Raw genomic sequence first — 21247 nt, 5'->3', positions numbered from 1 at the left:
TCGAGCGGTTTTTTATTGCATACGGCGTTGATTGGAAAAAATTAAAGGTCCGAGCGCGCCCGTTTAAGTGCAGATTGCCACTGAGCCAAATGAAATTCACGTTGATCAGCATTCATTTTTGGTTCAAAAGCACGTTCTAATTGCCATGATGCGGCAATTTCATCAAGATTTGAAAACACACCCGCTTTGAGTCCGGCCATTGCGGCAGCGCCCCATGCTGTTGATTCTAAAAGTTTAGGACGCAGTACAGGCACATTTAAGATATCGGCCTGAAATTGCATCAGCATATCATTGCTACTGGCACCGCCATCGACCCGGAGTTCTTTAAGTGGACTAGACAGGTCTGACTGCATGGCGGTCAATACATCCGACACTTGAAAGGCAATGGCCTCTAAGGCGGCACGAGCTATGTGGGATTTATTTGTACCACGTGACATTCCACAGAGGAGGGCACGTGCATCACTATCCCAATGCGGAGCGCCTAGCCCAGTAAAGGCAGGAACCAAAACCACGCCATCGGTATGCTCCACTTGGCACGCGAGTTTTTCAACATCACTGCTTTTTTGAATAATCCCTAAACCGTCTCTTAGCCATTGCACGATTGCGCCAGCCATAAATACACTGCCTTCAAGTGCATAATGGGTTTGACCTTGAGCTTGCCATGCAAGGGTCGAGAGTAATTTATTATGGCTATATTGAACTTCGGTGCCGGTGTTAAAGAGCATGAAACAGCCGGTACCATAGGTATTTTTTGCTGTTCCTGCGTCAAAGCATGACTGTCCAAATAGCGCAGATTGCTGGTCACCTAAGATGCCGGTAATGGGAATGTTTGCGCCAAGTAAACCTGTAGCGGTATCTGCAATATATTCATCTGAACTGATGATTTTAGGAAGGACCGACAGGGGAATATCGAATAATTCTAAGAGTTCTTCATCCCAAGCTTGTTGCTGTAAGTTCATTAGCATGGTTCGTGAGGCATTGCTGGCTTCAATCACATGCTCTGCACCTTGCGTCAGGTTCCACACCAACCAACTGTCAATCGTGCCAAAAGCCACATGACCTTGCTCTGCGAGTTCACGTAGACCTTGAGTGTGCTCTAATAACCAAACCAATTTGCCAGCACTAAAATAGGGGTCAATACGTAAACCGGTCTTTTTGTGAATGAGGTCATTGAGGTTTTGTTGAATCAGTTGCCCACACCACTCGGTTGCACGGCGATCTTGCCAGACAATTGCAGGAGCAAGCGGTTGACCTGTGCGTTTATCCCAAACAACAGTGGTTTCACGCTGATTGGTCAGTCCAATGGCTTTAATATCTTTTGCGAGGATACGAGCAGAAGCGAGTGCTTGTTGCACGACGGCAATTTGTGTACTCCAAATTTCTTGAGCATCTTGCTCCACCCAACCCGAATGCGGGGTTTGAATATGGGTTTCCCGTTGAGCTGTAGCTTGAACTTGTCCATGTTCGTTAAAAATGATCGCACGACTTGAAGTCGTTCCTTGATCGAGTGCCAATAAAAAGCTCATATATTTTTCTTTTGCGGTCTTGAAAAATAAAATATTAACGCAATTATGTAATTAAGCGCAGATCAATGTGTAATTGTTTCGAAATTGCATCGCAATTTTTTGAAGTTATGCTATGATGACGCTACTTTGGGGATGTTTCTGGCTTCGACGCTGGTGATGAAACTCATAGATGCATGTCGAGAGCGCATTTTCTCTCGTAAATCAAATTTGCATATTTTAGTCGCAAACGACGAAACTTACGCTCTAGCTGCCTAAGGGCAGCTTGTCCGCATCCCTGAATACTTGTGGTTAGGGGTCCCGACTGAAGCGAACGCACACAAGTCCGTATAAGATCAAGCCTTGGGGTCTTATACTAAATCTTAAAGGATCGCGATTTGTACCCTGTTCGTCGGGTCACAAAGAGCTAAATCAATAGACGATATCTAAGCATGTAGTATTCTCGAGCGTAGTGCTGGCGGACGCGGGTTCAACTCCCGCCATCTCCACCAAATTCCTAAAAAAGCCTTTAAACTCAATGTTTAAAGGCTTTTTTATTGGCTGTATTGTCCGACCTTGTCCTAAGCTGTGTGACCCAATTTTTGCCTTTTAAGGGTAATTATTTGAACAAGTTATCCATTTAATTTTTAGTCTAGATAATGGGTATATAGATTAACTCATAGATACGAGATGCAGAAAAGCACAGCCCCAAGATAAGTATTACCGCCTTTCAGATGAAAATGGCTCATCACTATTAATCATACCCATTGAACAAAAATAAAGAAATGTATGCTATACCGTTCATGGTGAACGTAAGTCGGAGTCACTCAGTCTATATCCTGAGAGGGAATTTAAAGAAAGCAAGAGAGCTTGCCCTTGAACTGAAATACTTGTATTACAGGTCAGTCTAATACAAACATATCAAGCTATTTTTAAATTGGTCGTTGAGACATGGTTTAAGAATCAAAGAATAAATAGTCATGATCTAAAAATGATAATCTGCTTTATTCAACTCTTTTGAGACAACAGTATAATCTTTAATCCCTTAGGAAAATTCGGTTCAAATTGGATGGTATAAGCATATTGTTGCAGCATTATTTTGACCAAAGATAAGCCCAGTCCATGACCTTTCTGCTGAGCCGATTTACGCCAAAAACGTTGCCCTAAGTAACGAATGTCTTCGGCATTTAAATGTGGACCGTTATCTTGAATGTGTAAAGTGTTTTTCTGCATACTCACGTTAATCACATCAGCATTTGCATGTAATAGTGCATTTTCAAGCAGGTTTTTAAGAACAGAATACAAGACAAATTGAGGTAATGCCAAATCACCAAGACTGTGCCAATCGACCTGAATTTTAGCTATTACTTTAGGATAAATCAGTGCTAAATCATCGAGTACTTTTGCAATAATGGGCTGTACCTGAATGCTTGCTTTGATCTGTTCAATAGATTGATCAGTATTCGACAACATCAGTAATTGCTCAAGTAAATCAGCATAGCGACGGACACTTTGATTTGCTTGATCCAAGCTATATTGCAATTTCATATTGCCGTCCGTTTTTGCCATCAGTTGTGCCAATTGCACATTGGTTTTAATTGCGGTTAAAGGACTTCGTAATTCATGCGCCGCGTATGCACTAAAGACTTTTTCATTTTCAAGACTTTGATGCAGTTTATGGACTAAGCGATTCGCATTTTGCACAAAAGGGTAGACCTCTGAGGGCATGGTATTGGCATCTAAGCTCGTTAAATATTGGCTTGCTTCATTGAGCGATAAATTTGACTGGCTTAAATCGCTTGCAACCTGATCCAAAGCTTTAAATTCTCGACGAACAATTAAAACAATTAAGCCGATACACAACAATAATGACAAGATCAGCGGAATTAAGACCGATTGCAAAATCTGTTTTAGCAAAGACTCCCGCAAAAACATACGCTCTGCAGCCACCACTTGAATCTCACCACGGCGTAACACATAACTGCGCCATTGCGTCTCACCTTGTTGCCAAGTACTAAAACCAACCGCTTGATGACTTAAATCTTTCGGTGCACCGCGTGTTTTGGCAATCACATGCTGTCCTACACTGATGTCAGAGCTAAATAATGATACTTCGCACGCGATCAATTGTTCTTGGTCTGTTGAATGAAGTTGTTGAGCTAAGGCAGACTCATCCAAGCTTTGCAGTGGTAATTGTTGAATCAGTCGTGCCACCATTTGTGCGGAAGCATGTAGACGTTGATCTAGGGTGTCCTGTAGACGTTTTTGTAAGTCGAGATACAGCCAAACAAATACCACACTCCATAAGCCGATCATCACAGCTAAAAGACTACTGACCAAGCGCCATTTTAAGCTGTGTGATTTTTGCATGGCATTGACTCAGGAATTTTAAACATATAACCGACGCCACGAATGGTTTGAATATAGTCCGCATTCAATTTTTGCCTTAAGTGATAAATATGGACATTCAGAGCATTGCTTTCGATACTGTCTTGGAAGCCGTATAACTTATCTAGCAAAACTTCATTTTTGAGCACTTGATTTGGATGGCTCATCAAAGTTTCAAGCAAACTGTATTCACGTCGTGAAAGCTGAATCATTTGATCTTGATAATGGACTTCTTGAGTGTCTTTATTGAGCTTTAAGTGGTCAAATTGAATGACATTCGATGAAAAACCGCGGTGACGTCTGGTGAGTGCATGAACCCGTGCAATCAGTTCATCCAGTTCAAAAGGCTTGGTTAAATAGTCATCGGCACCGACATTTAATGCCTCAACACATTGCTGGGTCTGTAACCGTGCAGTTAAAACCAAAACAGGGACATGAATCTGATCTCTGCGCCATGATCGCAGTAAGTCTAAACCATCTTGGTCAGGTAAGCCTAAATCCAGCAAACATAGATCGACCGCACTGTGGCGGATAAAATAATCTGCATCACGCGCATGACTCACATGTTCTACTGAAATATTTAAAAAATCCAATGTGGCACAAATACTTGAGGCAATATATGGATCATCTTCAACCAAAACAACAAACATAGCGTTTTCCTGACTTCCTGCCTGTATTTTATAAATGATTTATCTTGTTAATGCTCCCTTAATTTATGCTTTTGCATAATCAACCAAAATAGATTTATGTCGGGTATTAAAGTCATCTATGCGTATAGGGTTAGTAGGGTTGTGTGGAATATTCAGCATTTTGAGTATGCAAACAGCATCCGCTGATTTTTTACCCCCTGATCAAGCATTTGCTTTTCAGGCTGTATCGACAGCGCAAGACAAAGCCATCTTCACGTGGCGTATTGCTGATGGCTATTATCTGTATCATGATCAGCTTAAAGTCATTGAAAATGGCAAAGCATTATCACTGCAACTGCCTCGTCCACAGCAAAAAGATGACCCCAATTTCGGCATGACCGACGTGCATTATGGACAAGTGCAAGCAACTGTCGCCATGCAACCGAAGCAAAGCTATAAAATTGAATGGCAAGGCTGTGCCGAAAGTGGCTTATGTTATCCAGTTCAGCGCACCACCATTCAAACCGATGCAGATGGATTACTCCCGGCAAGCAAGCTGAGTCAGCAAAGCACAACGCAAAAGAAATTATTAGATGCAGTCACATCGTCGTCATTACCCAATACTGCAGTACCTGTAGAACCACAGGCGAAAAACACTGGAACTGCAACATTTGAAACTCAAGCCAAAAAAAATAAAGCAGAAGTCAAAGAGGATGAAAATGGCTTAAATCCCTCTTCTGAAGTGACTGCTTTAACAGAACCTAGCGAAGCCAGTGCGCCAGAGCTAGACGATGCCTTGATGATGCAGGCAAGTTCTGAATCTGTGACTACAACGAATGCTGAACAGTGCACGAAGCAGGCCGATTGGAACAATGATCAGTACTTCTTTCACTTACTTTCAACAGACAATATTGCACTGAATCTGATCATTTTTTTAGGTTTAGGTGTATTGCTCGCATTCTTACCATGTTCCTTACCACTGATTCCGATCTTATCCAGTATTTTGGTACAACGTCATCGTGGCTATCGTGCTGGCATGATTGCAGGTGTCTTTGTGGTCGGAATGGCATTGATTTATGCCTTGATGGGTTTAGCTGTGGCAGGACTTGGCAATAACTTCCAACGTTGGTTACAAAGTCCCATCTTTATTGGGTTATTTGCGGTCATGTTTGTGCTGTTTGCACTGAATTTATTTGGTGTATTCCAGTTGTCTTTACCACAAGGTGTATTACAGCGTTTAGATCAATGGCAACAACGACAAAAAGGTGGAACCTTATGGGGTTCATTCATTATGGGCATGATCTCTGCGCTAATTGTCGGACCCTGTATGAGTGCGCCATTGGCAGGGGCTTTGCTGTTTGTTGCGCAATTGCCTGAACCGTGGATGGGGGCTAGTTACCTGTTTATTCTAGGTCTAGGTGTGGGCTTACCATTGTTGATTGCCTGTGTGTTTGGTGCACAGTACTTACCCAAACCGGGCGTGTGGATGGATCGTCTGAAATTCACTTTCGGTTTTGTCATGCTGTTGTTGGCGGTGTATTTCCTGCGTCCTTTACTGCCGAGTGTGGTTTATTTGACGTTGATGGGACTCTTATTCATCAGTATCACGGTTTACATTTTATGGAAGATACGTCCGCATATTTCGCAGATGCCGATGCAACTGCTGTTGATTGCTATGAGCTTAGCTACTGCAATATCGGGTGGATGGTATATCACGCAAGCATGGTCACAACTGAGTACAACACAAGCCACATCATTAGTCGCATGGCAAAAAGTACGTACCCAAACCGAGCTTGAACAAGCACTGAATCAAGTCAAAGGACAAGCAGTACTCATCGATGTGTATGCTGATTGGTGTGTGGCTTGTCAGCCGATTGAAAAAGAGGTGTTGCCTCGTGCCGATGTACAAACAGCTTTAGATACTGTTGCTCGAATCAAACTCGATTTAACCGAATATGAAGCAAGTCAAGATATTGTGCTGAAAGACTGGCAGATTTTAGGACCTCCAACCATGATTTTCTTAGATGTACAGCATCAAGAGCAGCGCAATCTACGTTTGACGGGTACCTTTAGTGCAGCGCAACTCTTGAACCGACTTAAGGTTGGAGCACAGCGATGATTTCGAATGAAGCCTTGCATCTTGGACCATTCATGTTGCCTTGGGGACTGTTGTGTTTGGTGTTGGCTTTGCTGGTCAGCGCCATGATTGGACGAAAAGTCGGGCAAAAAGCACAGTGGTCAGCCGAGATTCAACAGCGTTTCCAAGATTCGATTTGGAACAGTGTTTGGATCGGATTAATAGGTGCACGCCTAGTTTTTATTGGATTAAATCTGGAATCTTATCTCGCATCGCCAATTGATATGCTGAAAATTCAAGACAAAGGGTTTCATCTGAGTGGCGGAATAATTATAGGAAGTGCATGGTTTTGGTGGCGAAATTCAGCCATTGCGAACAAAGCAAAGGCCACATTATTGCTGATCTTTGTCATGCTCGTGGGGGCGGGATGGACAGTACAAAAAATCACGCATCAAGACAGCCATTATCCAAGTTTGAGTTTTCCGAGTCTGAATCTTACCCATCAAGATCCGTCAGAAATCATTGCGCTAAAACAATTTCAAGGTCAGCCCACGGTTATGAATTTATGGGCGAGTTGGTGCCCTCCGTGTCATCGTGAAATGCCTGTATTACAGCGTGCGCAGGATCAATATCCTGAGGTGCATTTTGTCATGCTCAATCAAGGGGAGGAGGTCGATACCGTCCGTGCTTATCTCACAAAACATCACTTCGGTTTTAAACACGTTCTGCTAGATGTGCAGGGTGAAATGCCACAAGCAGTGAACAGTTTAGGTTTACCCACTACCTTATTTTTCAATGCACAAGGTCAGTTGATTGCGCGTCATCAAGGCGAAATCAGTCAAGCGATGTTGCAACAATATCTCAAGAAAATTAACCCATAAATTAATCATAGGATATGTGTCATGAATACTTTACTTAAAACCAGTTTAGTTATCGGAACACTGTTGACGGTGGCATGTGGTGTCAGTGCTAATCCGAATGCCATTAAAAAACAACTAGAAAAAGAAGGCTTTCAATTTGTCAAACCAATTCCTGCACCCGAAGGTTTAACAGGTTGGGTAGGACATGAAGATCAATATTCCAATACCATTTTTATTTCTAAAGATGGTAAATATTATATAAAAGGTGAGTTGTTTGATGCCCAAGGCAATAATCTTTCAAACACCCAAATTGAAACGCATATGAAAAAAGCCATTTTGGATGATGTATGGAAAACATTAGAAGATTCAACATGGATTCAAGATGGCAAAACCGATGCGCCACGTATTGTCTATGTATTCTCAGATCCCAATTGCCCGTATTGCCATAAATTTTGGGAAGAAGCACGTCCTTGGGTAGAGTCAGCTAAGGTACAATTACGTCATATTCAGGTCGGCATTATTCGTGAAGAAAGTCGTGCTCAGGTGGCAACTTTGCTGATGTCAAAAAATCCAACAGCCGTATTTAATGACATTAATATCAATCGTGGCAAAAAGCGTCTTAAACCAGCAGAAAATATTCCTTTAGAGATTGCAGAAAAAATTGATTTTAACCAAAGCTTAATGGGCAAATATGGTTTCTTCTCAACACCATCCATTGCTTGGCGTGACAGCAAGGGGAACTTCCTGTCTGCACAAGGGATGCCGAGTGATCTCAAAGAAATATTTGAAAAATAAGGAAAATAGATGCTCACCAAGCCAACACAACAGCCCGTCTACGATCATGCTAAGCTCAACGTCAACGACTTAAACATCAGGGGGCGCAATGTCAAATTTACAAGATCCACGCGTATTGTTCGCTTTGGAACGTACAGCATTGGCATGAAACCGCAGTGGTTTAGCCCTGATAGCCTTTGGTTTTGTGATTGAAAAATCAAATGTATTGCTACAACTACTGCGCCCTGAGGAATATCAGCACAAAATTATCTATGGACAGTGGCTTGGCATTGCCGTGATTGTGTTTGGTTTATTGGTGAACTTTGCCTCAATTTTGCAATATCGTCGAGGATTGAGCTCATTAACCGAACAGGAATTTATTGAGGATTATCATACCCAACATCCCGTGTGGCTGAATTTATTGACCATGCTGACAGGGTTTTTACTGATCATCTCATTTTGGATTTACTAAGCTTGGCTGAGCTTCCATACAAAAGCATGAACAAAAATGTTTATTCCTGACAGTACAATTGATACAGCGTTTGCATAATACCCAGCACTTTAGGGTCTGCCAATTGATAAAAAATTTGTTTGCCTTCGCGACGTGTCGAAACAATTTTATTGTTCCGTAAAACGGTCAATTGTTGCGATAGGGTCGGCTGATGAATATCGGTACATTCCTCAATTTGCTGAACATTTAATTCGCCATTGATCAACACACATAAAATTTTTAAACGGTCCGGATTTGATAACACTTTCAAACAATTGGAAACGGTATCAACCTGCGTAAATTCAATTTTTAAGTTATCGAATGCGATGTTCATAACGTCTAACCTGAATCATAAAAAGCAAAAGGAGCAAAGTATGTCGAGATAATAACATAAAATGGCTTGATTAATATATAAAGATATATAATATAAGTTTAAATATTGTTTTGTGGCGCATTAACTATGCATGATTTTGTGACAGCGTTTCTTGGTGGTGCTCTGTTGGGTATAGCAGTGGTGGGTTATTTGTATGTCCATGGGCGTATTGCAGGCATCAGTGGCTTGATTGCGCAGGTACTGAATCCACAGACGATTTTTAAAACGCCTGCAGTGTGGTTTCTTTCAGGCTTGATCATCACGCCATTTATTTATGGTCTTTTTGTACAACCAGAGATTATCGTGTCTGCTAGCCCATTAATGATGATTATTGCTGGTTTACTGGTGGGTTTTGGTACCCGCTTAGGTTCTGGTTGTACCAGTGGTCACGGTATTTGTGGGATCAGCCGATTATCTAAACGTTCCATCATTGCAACTATGACCTTTATGTTTGCGGGCTTTATTGCTGTATATGTCGTTCGTCACTGGATTGGAGCATTCTAAAATGAAAAACTTTTTAGCTTTTGTATTTGGTTCGCTTTTTTCAGTAGGTTTGATGTTCTCTGGCATGTCTAATCCGCAAAAAGTGATCGATTTTTTAGACATATTTGGTAATTGGGATGCAAGCCTTGCCTTTGTAATGATGGGGGCAATTGCTGTGGCATTTATTCCATTCCAAAAAGCGGTACGTAGCAGTGCACCAACCACAGTATTTAATGAGCAGATTGATTTACCAAGTAACAATAAAATTGATTCAAAGCTTATTATCGGTGCCTTAATATTTGGTGCAGGATGGGGGATTGCCGGCATTTGCCCAGCGCCAAGTTTCACCTTAATTGGCTTAGGGCATTATCAAGTTTTATATTTTATAGTGGCGATGCTTGCAGGCGTGTTGATTCACCGTAAATGGTCAGGAGCTTAACTATGCAACAACCGATTGTTCAGGATTTTTTTGATCAAGCGACCAATACATTTAGTTATGTGGTGAGTGATCCGGTAACCAAGCGCTGCGCTATCATTGACAGTGTTTTGGACTATGATGCGGCTTCGGCAACCACCTCGACCACCCATGCTGATGCAATCATTGCATATGTCAAAGTACAAGATTTAAAAGTAGATTGGATTTTGGAAACCCATGTGCATGCCGATCATTTGACTGCAGCACAGTATTTAAAATCTGTACTCGGTGGCAAAATTGCCATGAGTCATCACATTGCCTTGGTGCAAGAAACCTTTAGTGCCATTTATAATTTAGATATCAAGCAGTTTAATGCTCAACAACCATTTGATTATTTATTTGATGATCATGAGCATTTTCATATTGGTGAGCTAGAGGCATATAACATCCCGACACCAGGTCATACGCCTGCATGTTTAAGTTATGTAGTGGGTGATGCAGTTTTTGTCGGTGATACTTTATTTATGCCAGATTATGGCACAGCACGTTGTGATTTTCCGCGTGGTAGTGCAGATACCTTATTTGATTCGGTGCAAAAACTGTATCAATTGCCAGCGTCCACCCGGGTGTTCTTGTGCCATGACTATTTGCCAAAAACGCGTGATGAATATCACTGCCAAACCGATATTCAAACGCAAAAAGAGCACAATATTCATATTCATGAGGGAACTACAAAATCTGAATTTGTGCAGATGCGTCATGAGCGGGATGCAACATTAAGTATGCCTAAACTGATTTTGCCGTCGATTCAAATCAATATGAAAGCGGGCCAATTTCCCGAACCTGAAGAAAATGGGGTGTCGTATTTAAAGTTACCGCTTAATTTTTTTAAAACCTAAAAATATTGTATTTCAAATTATTAAAGACTTATTTATGTCTTTATCTTAAAAATTAATATTTATATCTTTAAAGTGAATATTCACTTTAAAGATCTTGGTATTTTAGGTATATTTATTCTATAAAGCTGACTTGTATGATCGGATTTCAAGGAAGCACGGCTTTTTAAGTATTTTTGCTTTCGTTGGCATCTGTTGAGAGAATATGTTGCTAAGACAGAGTGGACTGTTTTTTGCAATTTTAACTTTAGTTTTGCAAATCGCAGTATATTTACAACCACTATTACCCGAAGAATTTCAAATTGCTCCGGTATGTCTCTCTATTACACATAATTTACTGTCCCCAGAAAAGCACAAACACGTACATGAGACGTATAACGAACTTGTTCATCATCTGACCCACGATCATAATCACGACGATCACAATGGACATAACCATCAATGCCAATACTGTACCGTCTATGGTGATGTTGTCCTACCTTTTGATTTTGAGATAGTTGAAATCATCGATAAGATTCAAGTCCGTCTAAGTTTCTATAAAGATGCTTTCCGACATGTATATTTCTCACTGCAAAGGCTTTACTTACTTCCACAAGGTAGGGCACCTCCACACACACTTTAAATCCTAATCAGACCAACAATTTGAATTGTTGATTTACCTCGGTATTTAAAGAGTGATTTTATGAAACTTTATATTTTTGAACCGTTTAGCGGATGCGAACAGAATCGGTTCGCCTATATCATTAGGCTAAAACAATTGATCAAATCCCAACAGATTCACAACAGTCTGCGTCATCGTACTGATCTATCTTTCCTAAAGCAGTCCCGAAATTATGGGCCGTTAGTGGTTCACCGCATAATTCCACAATAAGGTGATAGACATGGATTTAGGTTTGACAGCACTTGAATTGGCGCGAATTCAATTCGCTTTTACAGTTTCTTTTCATATTATTTTCCCTGCAATTTCCATTGGGCTAGCAAGTTTTCTTGCGGTCTTAGAATGGCGTTGGCTTAAAACACAAGATCCCGTTTACCGAGATCTGTTCCAATTTTGGATCAAGGTGTTTGCATTGTCTTTCGGAATGGGAGTGGTTTCAGGGGTAGTCATGAGCTACCAATTTGGCACCAACTGGAGTGAATTCTCTCGTATTGCGGGTAGTGTCACTGGCCCCTTACTCAGTTATGAGGTCTTGAGTGCCTTCTTCTTAGAAGCGGGTTTCCTAGGCATTATGCTGTTTGGGTGGGGAAGAGTGGGTCCTAAAACCCATTTCTTTGCCACGCTGATGGTGGCAATTGGCACCTGTATTTCCATGTTTTGGATTTTATCTTCCAATAGCTGGATGCAAACTCCACAAGGCTTCAGCTTTGAAAATGGCATTATAGTGCCGCAAGATTGGTTTGCTATCGTTTTTAACCCATCATTCCCATATCGCTTAGCGCATATGGCTCTAGCAGCATTCCTTGTATCTGGCTTATTGGTCGCTGCTACTGCAGCATGGCACTTACTCAAAGGTCGCCGTGATGCCTTAGTAAAAAAATCATTTTCTATGGCGATGTGGATGATTCTCGCACTTGCACCTTTACAGGTATTTGTGGGGGATATGCATGGTCTAAATACTTTAGAACATCAACCTGCGAAACTTGCTGCAATTGAAGGACATTGGGAAACTAATAAAGATCATGGCATGCCGTTATATTTGTTCGGTATTCCTGATATGGAGGCGGAAGAAACCAAGTATGCAATTGGCATTCCGAACCTCGGTAGTCTGATCATGACGCACACCTTAGAGGGAGAGGTGAAAGGCTTAAAAGAATTTGCCCCTGAAGATCGACCAAACTCGCCCATAGTATTTTGGAGCTTCCGCATTATGGTCGGTATGGGAGTCTTGATGATTTTACTTGCTCTGATGGGTGCATGGTTGCGTAAAACTGGGAAATTTTATGAGTCAAAATGGCTCCACAAATTTGCCTTATGTATGGGACCTTCAGGCTTTATTGCCTTGCTTGCTGGTTGGTTTACCACAGAAGTCGGTCGTCAACCTTGGGTCGTGTATGGCGTACTGCGTACCAAAGACGCCTTGTCACCAGTATCGGCAGAACAAGTCGGTTTAACATTAATAATCTTTGTGATCGTGTACTGCATCGTATTTGGTATTGGGATTTATTACATGCTCAAATTGATGGTTAAAGGACCACAGTTCATTCATTCTCAAGCCCATAGCGATGGTGAGGTCATTCGTGCATCAAATCGTCCAATGAGTACGATTGATGAGTCGCTTGAAGTACAACCACAGGAGAAAAACCATGATTGATTTATCCTTAATTTGGGTAGTAATCATTGCTGTAGGTGTGCTGATTTATGTGGTACTCGATGGCTTTGATTTAGGGATTGGTATCCTTTTTCCTTTAGTAAAAGATCGCCAAGAACGCGATGTGATGATGAATACAGTCGCACCAGTTTGGGATGGCAATGAAACATGGATGGTTTTAGGTGGTGCAGGCTTATTTGCGGCATTTCCATTGGTGTATTCGACTGTACTCTCTGCGCTGTATATGCCGATTATCTTAATGGTCATCTCGCTGATTTTCCGTGGAGTCGCCTTTGAATTTCGTTTTAAAGCGAACCGCACCAAACATTTATGGGATCAAGCGTTTATTTGGGGCTCGATCTTGGCATCATTCTTCCAAGGTATGATTTTAGGTGCTTATATCCAAGGGATTGAAACCACCAATGGTATTTATAGTGGTGGCGGATTGGATTGGCTGACCCCATTTTCAATTTTTACTGGGATTGCTGTAGTGGTGCTATATGCCACCTTGGGCTGCGGATGGTTGATTTTTAAAACTGATGCACGTGTTCAAAATCATATGTTTAGCCTCATGCCCAAACTGATTATCGCCTTATTTGTGATTTTTGCTGCAGTGAGTATTTACACCCCATTGGTACATGCAGAGATTGCAAATCGTTGGTTTAGCTTGCCGCAACTGTACTATTTTAGTCCTGTGCCGATTTTAGTATTGATCTTCACATTATTGGCTTTACGTGCCTGTAAAAGACGTCAGGAATTTGCGCCATTTATTTATACACTTGTCTTAGTTGTGTTGGCATATACAGGGTTCTTAATCAGTCTATGGCCAAATATCATCCCACCATCCGTCACCATTTGGCAGGCAGCAGCACCGCAAAGCAGTCAATTGTTCGCCTTGATTGGAGCATTGGTGCTGATACCGATTATTTTGTTCTATACCGCATTGTCGTATTGGGTGTTCCGTGACAAAGTTCGTGTCGGCGATGATGGCTATCATTAAGGAGAATCATCATGAAACTGAATCAAGCAGGCTGGTTTATTGTGCTATGGCTTGGTGGTGTCTTGAGTTTGGCGCTTGTCGCAGGGTTCTTTAGACTGCTGGTGCAGTGGGCTTACTAGAACCTATTCCTTAAATCTGAATCCACTATCTTGCCGGGTAAGATAGTGGATTTTTTTGAGGGACTAAAGGTGAATTGAGTAGGTAGAATATGGCAATTTAAAGTGTCGAAATACATAAAATATATTTTTTTATATTCAATACTTATTTTGAATGATTTTTCTGTTTTTTTAGCTTCTATATTGTTAAAACTAACATGATGCATTGAAAAAATCTTAAGGAGCGTGAGTGGAACTTAAACAGCTCAAATATTTCATCACCATTGTAGAATCTGGAAGTTTAGGCAAAGCTGCACAAAAACTTGAGGTTGGCACATCGGCACTCAGTCAACAAATTGCAAAACTTGAAGATGAACTTTGCACACGCTTATTACAGCGAAATTCTACAGGTGTGACGCCCACGCCAGCGGGTTTAGCATTTTTTAAGCAAGCTCAACTTTCTCTACGTCATGTGCAATATGCCATTGAGGCGGCGCACTCATCTCGTCTGACGGGTCATGTCAGCGTTGGATTTTCACCCAGTATAGCGTCAGTTCTGGGTATTCCCTTTATGCAGCTGATGTCACAGCGTTATCCAGATATAAAAATCCACCTTGTAGAGAGTTTATCTGGCAACCTCACCAATTTAGTAAATTCGAGACAATTAGATATCGCGATCATTTTCACACAAGATGTGGATGTCAATTGGGCTGTACAGCCCTTATTAAAAGAACAAATGTTTCTTATGGCAAATCGTTCTTTACTGAAAGAGTATGGCTTTGAACACTGCATTGAAAATGGAAAAATTGATTTAGAAAATGTGAATCGTTTGCCTCTGGTATTACCAAGCCAACGACATGGACTACGTAAATTCATAGATCAAAAGGTTGAGGGGCTGGACGTAAATTATGAAGTTGATGGTTTACACTTACTCATGAACTGTGTCAGCAACTTAAATATGGCGACCATTCAACCTGTCAGTGCACATTTTGATTATCTCAAATCAGATATTTGTTTACTCAAAGTAGTCGAACCAGTGCTGGATCGAATTAATTATCTTATTAGTATTGCTGAAGAAGAGCTTTCTCCTGCAAGTCTCGCGACCAAAGTAGCAATTAAAATTTGTGTTAAGCAGCTGATCAATAAAGGATTATGGTCAAGTGCAGAGCTATTAGACTTTTAGCCTATTTAATTTTATTAAACACCTATTTAAAAGTTGCCTATCACAGCGCTAGGCAGTTTTGGTCTTAAATTACATCAAATTCGAAAGGGAAGACATCGAATGCATGATGTAATTGTAATTGGCGGTGGGAATGCCGCTTTATGTGCAGCATTGACAGCAAGGGAGGCTGGGGCTTCAGTTTTATTGCTAGAAGCAGCACCAAAGGAATGGCGCGGTGGAAATTCACAACATACCCGTAACCTGCGTTGTATGCATGATGAACCTCAAGATGTATTAGTCGATGCCTATCCAGAAGAAGAATATTGGCAGGACTTACTCAAAGTAACTGCAGGTAAAACCAATGAGCATTTAGCCCGTTTAGTGATTCGCACCACGGCAACTTGCCGTAATTGGATGCGTCAACATGGGGTAAATTTTCAACCACCTTTATCTGGTGCATTACATGTTGCACGGACCAATGCTTTTTTTATGGGCGGTGGTAAAGCTTTGGTGAATGCCTATTTTAGAAGTGCAAAAGATTTAGGGGTCGAGATTCGCTACAACACAAAAATCAATGAACTGATTATTGAAGATGGGACATTTATTGCTGCAATTGCTGAAGATGGCACGCGTTTTGACGGCGCTTCATGTGTATTAGCTGCAGGTGGATTTGAATCCAATCGCGAATGGTTAAAAGAAGCGTGGGGACAAAATGAAAATGGCGAATGGCCTGCAGATCATTTCATTATCCGAGGTACACGATTTAACCAAGGCAATTTATTAAAGTTCATGATTGATCAGGGGGCAGATATTATTGGCGACCCATCTCAATCACATTGTGTCGCAGTTGATGCCCGCGCACCTCTCTACGATGGTGGCATTTGCACCCGTATTGACTGTGTTTCACTCGGCATCGTGGTCAATAAAAATGCGCAACGTTTTTATGATGAAGGCGAAGATTTCTGGCCGAAACGTTATGCCATTTGGGGGCGTTTAGTTGCAAAACAGCCCAGTCAGATTGCGTATTCAATTATTGATTCAAAATCGGTTGGGCGTTTTATGCCACCAGTCTTTGAAGGTACTAGGGCAGATACGATCGAAGAATTGGCAGAAAAATTAAATCTAGATGTTGCGACTTTAGTTCAAACAGTGAAGGACTATAACCAAGCCTGTGTGGCGGGTGAGTTTAATCACACGGTACTGGATAATTGCCATACCGAAAATTTAACGCCCGCAAAAACACATTGGGCTGTTCCTTTAAACCAACCGCCATATTATGCCTACGCTTTACGTCCAGGCATTACTTTCACCTATCTAGGCTTAAAAGTCGAAGATGATGCCGCTGTGCGCTTTGAAAATGTCGCGAGTCCAAATCTATTTGTTGCAGGCGAAATGATGGCTGGCAATGTACTTGGGCAAGGCTATACAGCCGGTGTAGGTATGTCGATTGGAACGACATTTGGTCGAATTGCAGGAAAAAATGCGGCTCAAGCTGCGTTTAAACTGGGAGTTTAAAGAATGAATGCAAATGTTAAAAACTTAATTCCAGTTGTACAGCTCACGGATCATGAACAGCAAGTAAAACAGGCTTTACAGATTTGTAATGCATGTCGTTACTGCGAAACATTCTGTGCGGTTTTCCCTGCAATGACCAAAAGACTAGAGTTTACTCAAGCCGATATTCATTACATGGCAAATTTATGTCACAACTGTGGCGCATGTTTACATGCCTGTCAGTATGCGCCTCCGCATGAATTTGGCGTCAATATTCCTCAAGCCATGGCACAAGTTCGCCTAGAAACCTATCAAGAATTTGCAGTTCCTGCATCTTTTGGTGCGATTTATAAAAAGACCGGAATTCCTTTGGTTTCGGCGATGTCAGTATTTTTTGCATTACTGATGCTCTTGGGTGTTTGGCTCAATGGCACCAATATCTTTGGTCAATATCAAGGGGATTTTTATGCAATTTTTCCGCATAACTTTCTTGCCGTGTTGTTTGGCTCTGTGTTTATTTTGGCTTTTGTACTTTTGGGTTTGGGAATTGCAAAATTTTGGAAACAAACCTCAAAAATTATTCCAGAGGGCGTTGCACAACCTGATATTTTTCAAGCGTCAAAAAATGTCCTGACCTTAAAATATTTAGATGGTGGACATGGTAAAGGTTGTAATGAGGAAGATGATCGTTATACGCAAATTCGCCGAGTTTTCCATCACTTTACGATGTATGGATTTTTACTTTGCTTTATGGCAACCAGTGTCGCGACGATGTATCACTACTTTTTAGGCTTAGAAGCACCGTATGCCTACACCAGTTTACCGGTGATTTTAGGTACATTGGGCGGTATTGGTCTGATCATTGGACCGATCGGGCTGCTACATCTCAATATTAAACGACATCCGATGCATGGTGATGCAAAACAAAAACCTATGGACCGTGGTTTTATCTTCCTTTTATTGCTGATCAGCATTACAGGTCTGGCGTTATTGGTATTTCGCGATAGTTCCGCAATGGCTCTCTTGCTGATTGTTCATCTTGCAACCGTTATGACTTTCTTCTTGACGATCCCTTTTGGTAAGTTTGCGCACGGCTTTTACCGAAGTGCCGCATTACTAAAATTTGCCGTCGAAGAACGTGTCGCAAAACTTAAAACGAATTCAAAAACCAAGTAAGCACCCAAACCACAACCGGACCATGGAGGTCGATGATGGCTATAGGTAAGAAAATTGAATTTTTAAATGGACTACAACGTTATAAGGATATTTTAACAATGAAGAAATTAAAATGGTTAGCCGTCGCTTGCACCAGTATTGCAGTCGTTGGCTGCGGCACAGGCAATGCCTCAAAAGATCCTGGTCATCCAAAACGTGCAGAATGTATTGCACCTGCAAAGCCGGGTGGTGGTTTTGATATGACCTGTAAGCTGATCCAATCCGGCTTTAAAGAAACAGAAGTATTAAAAGATCCGATGCGTGTGACCTATATGCCAGGCGGCGTTGGGGCCGTTGCTTACAATAAAATTGTGAATAATGATCCAGCTAATAACAATGCGGTCATCGCATTTTCAACTGGTTCTTTACTGAATTTGGCTCAAGGTAAATTTGGTAATTTTACTGAGAAGGATGTGAAGTGGCTTTCGGGTGTAGCTGTTGATTACGGTTTAGTGGCAGTGCATAAGGATTCGCCATTAAAAACACTGGAGGATCTGATGAAGGCGCTAAAAGAAAATCCAAAAGGGATCAGTTTTGGTGGTGCTGGCAGTGTGGGTGGTCAAGATTGGATGCAAACGGCAATTTTGGCTAAAAAGGCTGGGGTAAATCCTGCCAACTTGAGTTTTGTAGCTCTCGAAGGCGGTGGCGAAGTATTAACAGCCTTGTTAGGTCAACATATTCAAGTGGGCGTGGGGAATGTGAGTGAAATTGGCTCGCATCTCGAAGCGGGTAATATCCGTGTTCTAGCAGTGTTTTCTGATAAACGTTTAGCGGGTAAATTTTCTAAGTTATTAACTGCGAAGGAACAAGGCTACGACTTGGAATGGCCTGTGATTCGTGGTTTCTACATGGGACCAAAGGTCAGTGATGAGGCATATGCTTGGTGGAAAAATGCCTTTGATAAAATGATGACCAATCAGAAATTTGATGCCGTTCGAGAAAATCAGGATCTGTTGCCATTTGAATTAACAGGTGAAGAAATTAGTGCTTATGTCTATAAGCAAACGGCTGAAATGCGCCAATTATCAGAAGAATATAAATTATCAAAATAACAAATACGCTGAGTTGAATGCATTTTTAACTCAGTTTTTTGTTTTCGAGGATAGATGATGAAATCTGAACGGATTCTTACGGCCATCATTGCGGTCTGCGGCTTTTTCTTATTAATTTACGCATGCAATTTTGAAGCGCCGATTTCCTACGATCCTGTAGGACCGAAAGCCTTTCCAATTTTACTGATGGGTTTAATTACAGTGAGTGCCATTTATTTAACCGTGCGCCCAGCCATGATGTTCGAGCCTGTTGAACTAGGTTGGACTAAGCATTTAATCGGCAAACTTGTTCTATGTACATTGGCATTGTCACTGTATGCGCTTTGCTTCGAATGGTTGGGATTTATCGCAGCAACGCTACTGATGACCATCGCGGTTGGGAAACTTTTTAACGGGAAAACAATACCAGTTGTTATTACGGGTTTGGTGCTGAGTATGAGTACCTACTATCTGTTTGACCGTGTTTTGGATGTGCCATTGCCACTAGGCTTCTTGGGTTAGGGATGACAACGACATGGACATATTTAATTTCTTAATGACAGGTTTTGAAGTTGCCTTACAACCACAAAACTTACTCATTGCTTTTATTGGTGCATTTATTGGAACGATTGTCGGACTGTTGCCGGGATTGGGTCCAATCAATGGTGTTGCCATCTTATTACCTTTTGCCTATGCCTTAGGATTACCCGTTGATAGTGCCTTAATTTTATTGGCAGCTGTTTATCTCGGTTGTGAATATGGTGGACGAATTTCCGCAATTTTGCTGAATGTGCCGGGCGATGCGGGTGCAATTATGACCACTTTAGATGGTTATCCTTTGGCTCAGCAAGGTAAGGCAGGTATTGCTTTATCCCTTTCATCTGTTAGCTCATTTATAGGTAGTACGATTGCTTTTATAGGGATTGTTTTATTTGCTCCGATTTTGGCGCGATGGGCGGTTTCCTTTGGACCAGCGGAATACTTTGCCTTGATGGTTTTTGCAATTGTGTGCTTGACCGGTTTAGTGAGTACGCAACCATTTAAAACGTTAATCATGGCGCTGATCGGTCTGGCAATTTCGACCGTGGGTATGGATGCGATTACTGGTGTTTATCGTTTTACATTTGATAGTGTGGGTTTAAGTGACGGCATTGCCTTTACAACTGTGGTGATTGGTTTATTTAGTATCAGTGAAATTTTACTGCTGCTTGAACGGACCACGATGGGCAAAGTGGTTTTAGAACAAGGAAAACGCTCATTATTTAATGTCAAAGAGTTTCTGAGTGCTTTAGCCACCATGATTCGTGGATCCTTGATTGGGTTTTTCTCAGGGATTTTACCGGGTGCGGGTGCCAGTGTGGCGAGTGCCATGGCGTATACCACTGAACGGAAAATGGCGGGTGACAGTAGTAAATTTGGTAAAGGTGATCTACGTGGTTTGGCCGCGCCAGAAAGTTCTAATAATGCAGCAGCATGTGGTTCTTTTGTCCCAATGTTGACTTTAGGTGTGCCGGGTTCTGGAACAACTGCAGTCATGATGGGTGCTTTGACCATGTATAACATTACCCCAGGTCCGCAGTTATTTACAGAGCAGCCTGTACTGGTTTGGGCATTGATTGCATCCTTAATGGTGGGGAATATTATCTTATTGGTATTGAACTTACCCTTAGTTGGCTTCTTTGCGCGTTTACTTTCGATTCCAAGTTATATTTTGATTCCTATTATTGCAACCGTCAGCTTTGTTGGGGTATTTGCAATTCATAGCACTGTTTTCGATCTTGTGCTTTGTATGGGGCTCGGTATTGTTGGATATATCCTTCGAAAATTTGATTTTCCATTGGCACCTCTGATTCTTGGTTTTGTACTGGGTGAATTGATGGAGTCAAATCTACGACGTGCACTCTCCATTTCTCAAGGTGAGCTCAGTATTCTGTGGAGCAGTAACATCAGTATGGGACTATGGGTCATGTCAGCACTGTTGTTGATCTTGCCAATCGTCCGTAAATATCTATTCATTAAGAAGCAAAAAGCTTAAATGGAGAAGCAATGGTCAG

The 21247-nt window shown here is 41.6% G+C and carries 20 protein-coding genes, 1 other RNA gene and 1 pseudogene; 18 read left to right on the top strand and 4 right to left on the bottom strand.

Features of this window, described 5'->3' with window-relative positions; all coding sequences use genetic code 11:
• Window positions 1-41 precede the first annotated feature (41 nt).
• A complete protein-coding gene (gene glpK / locus B1201_RS08190) occupies window positions 42-1526 on the bottom strand; it encodes a glycerol kinase GlpK (protein ID WP_078193087.1) in 1485 nt (494 codons plus the stop codon).
• Window positions 1527-1654: 128 nt separating this feature from the next.
• Between glpK and ssrA the strand changes: the two genes are divergently transcribed.
• Window positions 1655-2014: a transfer-messenger RNA gene (gene ssrA / locus B1201_RS08185) on the top strand.
• A gap of 496 nt (window positions 2015-2510) precedes the next feature.
• Here ssrA and B1201_RS08175 read toward each other — a convergent pair.
• Both B1201_RS08175 and B1201_RS08170 read right to left on the bottom strand, forming a co-directional pair.
• A complete protein-coding gene (locus B1201_RS08175; protein WP_078193086.1) occupies window positions 2511-3872 on the bottom strand; it encodes an ATP-binding protein in 1362 nt (453 codons plus the stop codon).
• Window positions 3851-4540, bottom strand: a complete 690-nt coding sequence (locus tag B1201_RS08170; RefSeq protein WP_078193085.1) for a response regulator transcription factor — start codon at window positions 4538-4540, stop codon at window positions 3851-3853. The genes B1201_RS08175 and B1201_RS08170 overlap by 22 nt, the downstream gene beginning before the upstream one ends.
• 166 nt (window positions 4541-4706) lie before the next feature.
• Between B1201_RS08170 and dsbD the strand changes: the two genes are divergently transcribed.
• The 4 genes and pseudogenes from dsbD (at window position 4707) to B1201_RS08150 (ending at window position 8702) form a co-directional block, all read left to right on the top strand.
• The gene (gene dsbD / locus B1201_RS08165; protein WP_228144767.1) at window positions 4707-6638 is read left to right on the top strand and encodes a protein-disulfide reductase DsbD; all 1932 of its coding nucleotides are present in this window, start codon (window positions 4707-4709) and stop codon (window positions 6636-6638) included.
• Window positions 6635-7477, top strand: coding sequence for a TlpA disulfide reductase family protein (locus B1201_RS08160; RefSeq protein ID WP_078193083.1), 843 nt, complete (start codon window positions 6635-6637; stop codon window positions 7475-7477). Before dsbD ends, B1201_RS08160 begins: the two co-directional genes overlap by 4 nt.
• Before the next feature lie 21 nt (window positions 7478-7498).
• Window positions 7499-8251 carry a thiol:disulfide interchange protein DsbG gene (dsbG, locus tag B1201_RS08155; protein ID WP_078193082.1) on the top strand — a complete coding sequence of 251 codons (753 nt, stop codon included), beginning with the start codon at window positions 7499-7501 and terminating at the stop codon, window positions 8249-8251.
• Between the two features lie 88 nt (window positions 8252-8339).
• Window positions 8340-8702, top strand: a pseudogene (locus B1201_RS08150) (YidH family protein).
• 40 nt (window positions 8703-8742) lie between these two features.
• Here the strand turns inward: B1201_RS08150 and B1201_RS08145 are convergent.
• Entirely contained in the window at window positions 8743-9054 is a 312-nt protein-coding gene (locus tag B1201_RS08145) for an ArsR/SmtB family transcription factor (RefSeq protein ID WP_078193081.1), read from the bottom strand.
• 126 nt (window positions 9055-9180) lie between these two features.
• Between B1201_RS08145 and B1201_RS08140 the strand changes: the two genes are divergently transcribed.
• The 13 genes from B1201_RS08140 to B1201_RS08080 all read left to right on the top strand — a co-directional run bounded on the left by B1201_RS08140 (window position 9181) and on the right by B1201_RS08080 (window position 21228).
• On the top strand, window positions 9181-9597 hold the full coding sequence (locus B1201_RS08140; RefSeq protein ID WP_078193080.1) for a YeeE/YedE family protein: 417 nt from the start codon (window positions 9181-9183) through the stop codon (window positions 9595-9597).
• Window position 9598: 1 nt separating this feature from the next.
• On the top strand, window positions 9599-10015 hold the full coding sequence (locus B1201_RS08135; RefSeq protein ID WP_078193079.1) for a DUF6691 family protein: 417 nt from the start codon (window positions 9599-9601) through the stop codon (window positions 10013-10015).
• A gap of 2 nt (window positions 10016-10017) precedes the next feature.
• Window positions 10018-10890, top strand: coding sequence for an MBL fold metallo-hydrolase (locus B1201_RS08130; protein ID WP_078193078.1), 873 nt, complete (start codon window positions 10018-10020; stop codon window positions 10888-10890).
• Window positions 10891-11095: 205 nt separating this feature from the next.
• Window positions 11096-11509 carry a DUF2946 domain-containing protein gene (locus B1201_RS17175; protein WP_078193302.1) on the top strand — a complete coding sequence of 138 codons (414 nt, stop codon included), beginning with the start codon at window positions 11096-11098 and terminating at the stop codon, window positions 11507-11509.
• Window positions 11510-11768: 259 nt separating this feature from the next.
• Window positions 11769-13199, top strand: a complete 1431-nt coding sequence (locus B1201_RS08120) for a cytochrome ubiquinol oxidase subunit I (RefSeq protein WP_078193077.1) — start codon at window positions 11769-11771, stop codon at window positions 13197-13199.
• Window positions 13192-14196 (top strand): cytochrome d ubiquinol oxidase subunit II, encoded by a 1005-nt coding sequence (gene cydB, locus B1201_RS08115; protein WP_078193076.1) that lies wholly within the window; start codon window positions 13192-13194, stop codon window positions 14194-14196. Before B1201_RS08120 ends, cydB begins: the two co-directional genes overlap by 8 nt.
• 11 nt (window positions 14197-14207) lie before the next feature.
• Window positions 14208-14315 (top strand): DUF2474 family protein, encoded by a 108-nt coding sequence (locus B1201_RS16790; protein ID WP_111886050.1) that lies wholly within the window; start codon window positions 14208-14210, stop codon window positions 14313-14315.
• A 226-nt stretch (window positions 14316-14541) separates the two neighbouring features.
• On the top strand, window positions 14542-15474 hold the full coding sequence (locus tag B1201_RS08105; protein WP_078193074.1) for a LysR family transcriptional regulator: 933 nt from the start codon (window positions 14542-14544) through the stop codon (window positions 15472-15474).
• Between the two features lie 99 nt (window positions 15475-15573).
• A complete protein-coding gene (tcuA, locus tag B1201_RS08100) occupies window positions 15574-16968 on the top strand; it encodes an FAD-dependent tricarballylate dehydrogenase TcuA (protein ID WP_078193073.1) in 1395 nt (464 codons plus the stop codon).
• Window positions 16969-16971: 3 nt separating this feature from the next.
• Entirely contained in the window at window positions 16972-18123 is a 1152-nt protein-coding gene (gene tcuB, locus B1201_RS08095; RefSeq protein ID WP_078193072.1) for a tricarballylate utilization 4Fe-4S protein TcuB, read from the top strand.
• Between the two features lie 35 nt (window positions 18124-18158).
• Window positions 18159-19214, top strand: coding sequence for a Bug family tripartite tricarboxylate transporter substrate binding protein (locus B1201_RS08090; RefSeq protein ID WP_078193071.1), 1056 nt, complete (start codon window positions 18159-18161; stop codon window positions 19212-19214).
• 54 nt (window positions 19215-19268) lie between these two features.
• Entirely contained in the window at window positions 19269-19715 is a 447-nt protein-coding gene (locus tag B1201_RS08085) for a tripartite tricarboxylate transporter TctB family protein (protein ID WP_143221682.1), read from the top strand.
• A 13-nt stretch (window positions 19716-19728) separates the two neighbouring features.
• A complete protein-coding gene (locus B1201_RS08080) occupies window positions 19729-21228 on the top strand; it encodes a tripartite tricarboxylate transporter permease (protein WP_078193069.1) in 1500 nt (499 codons plus the stop codon).
• The last annotated feature ends 19 nt before the right edge of the window (window positions 21229-21247 follow it).

Origin of the sequence: Acinetobacter sp. ANC 5600, from assembly GCF_002018395.1 — a bacterium.
GTDB lineage: Bacteria > Pseudomonadota > Gammaproteobacteria > Pseudomonadales > Moraxellaceae > Acinetobacter > Acinetobacter amyesii.
Note: the sequence above shows the minus strand (reverse complement) of the source record. Positions and strands in the feature narration are given on the sequence as shown.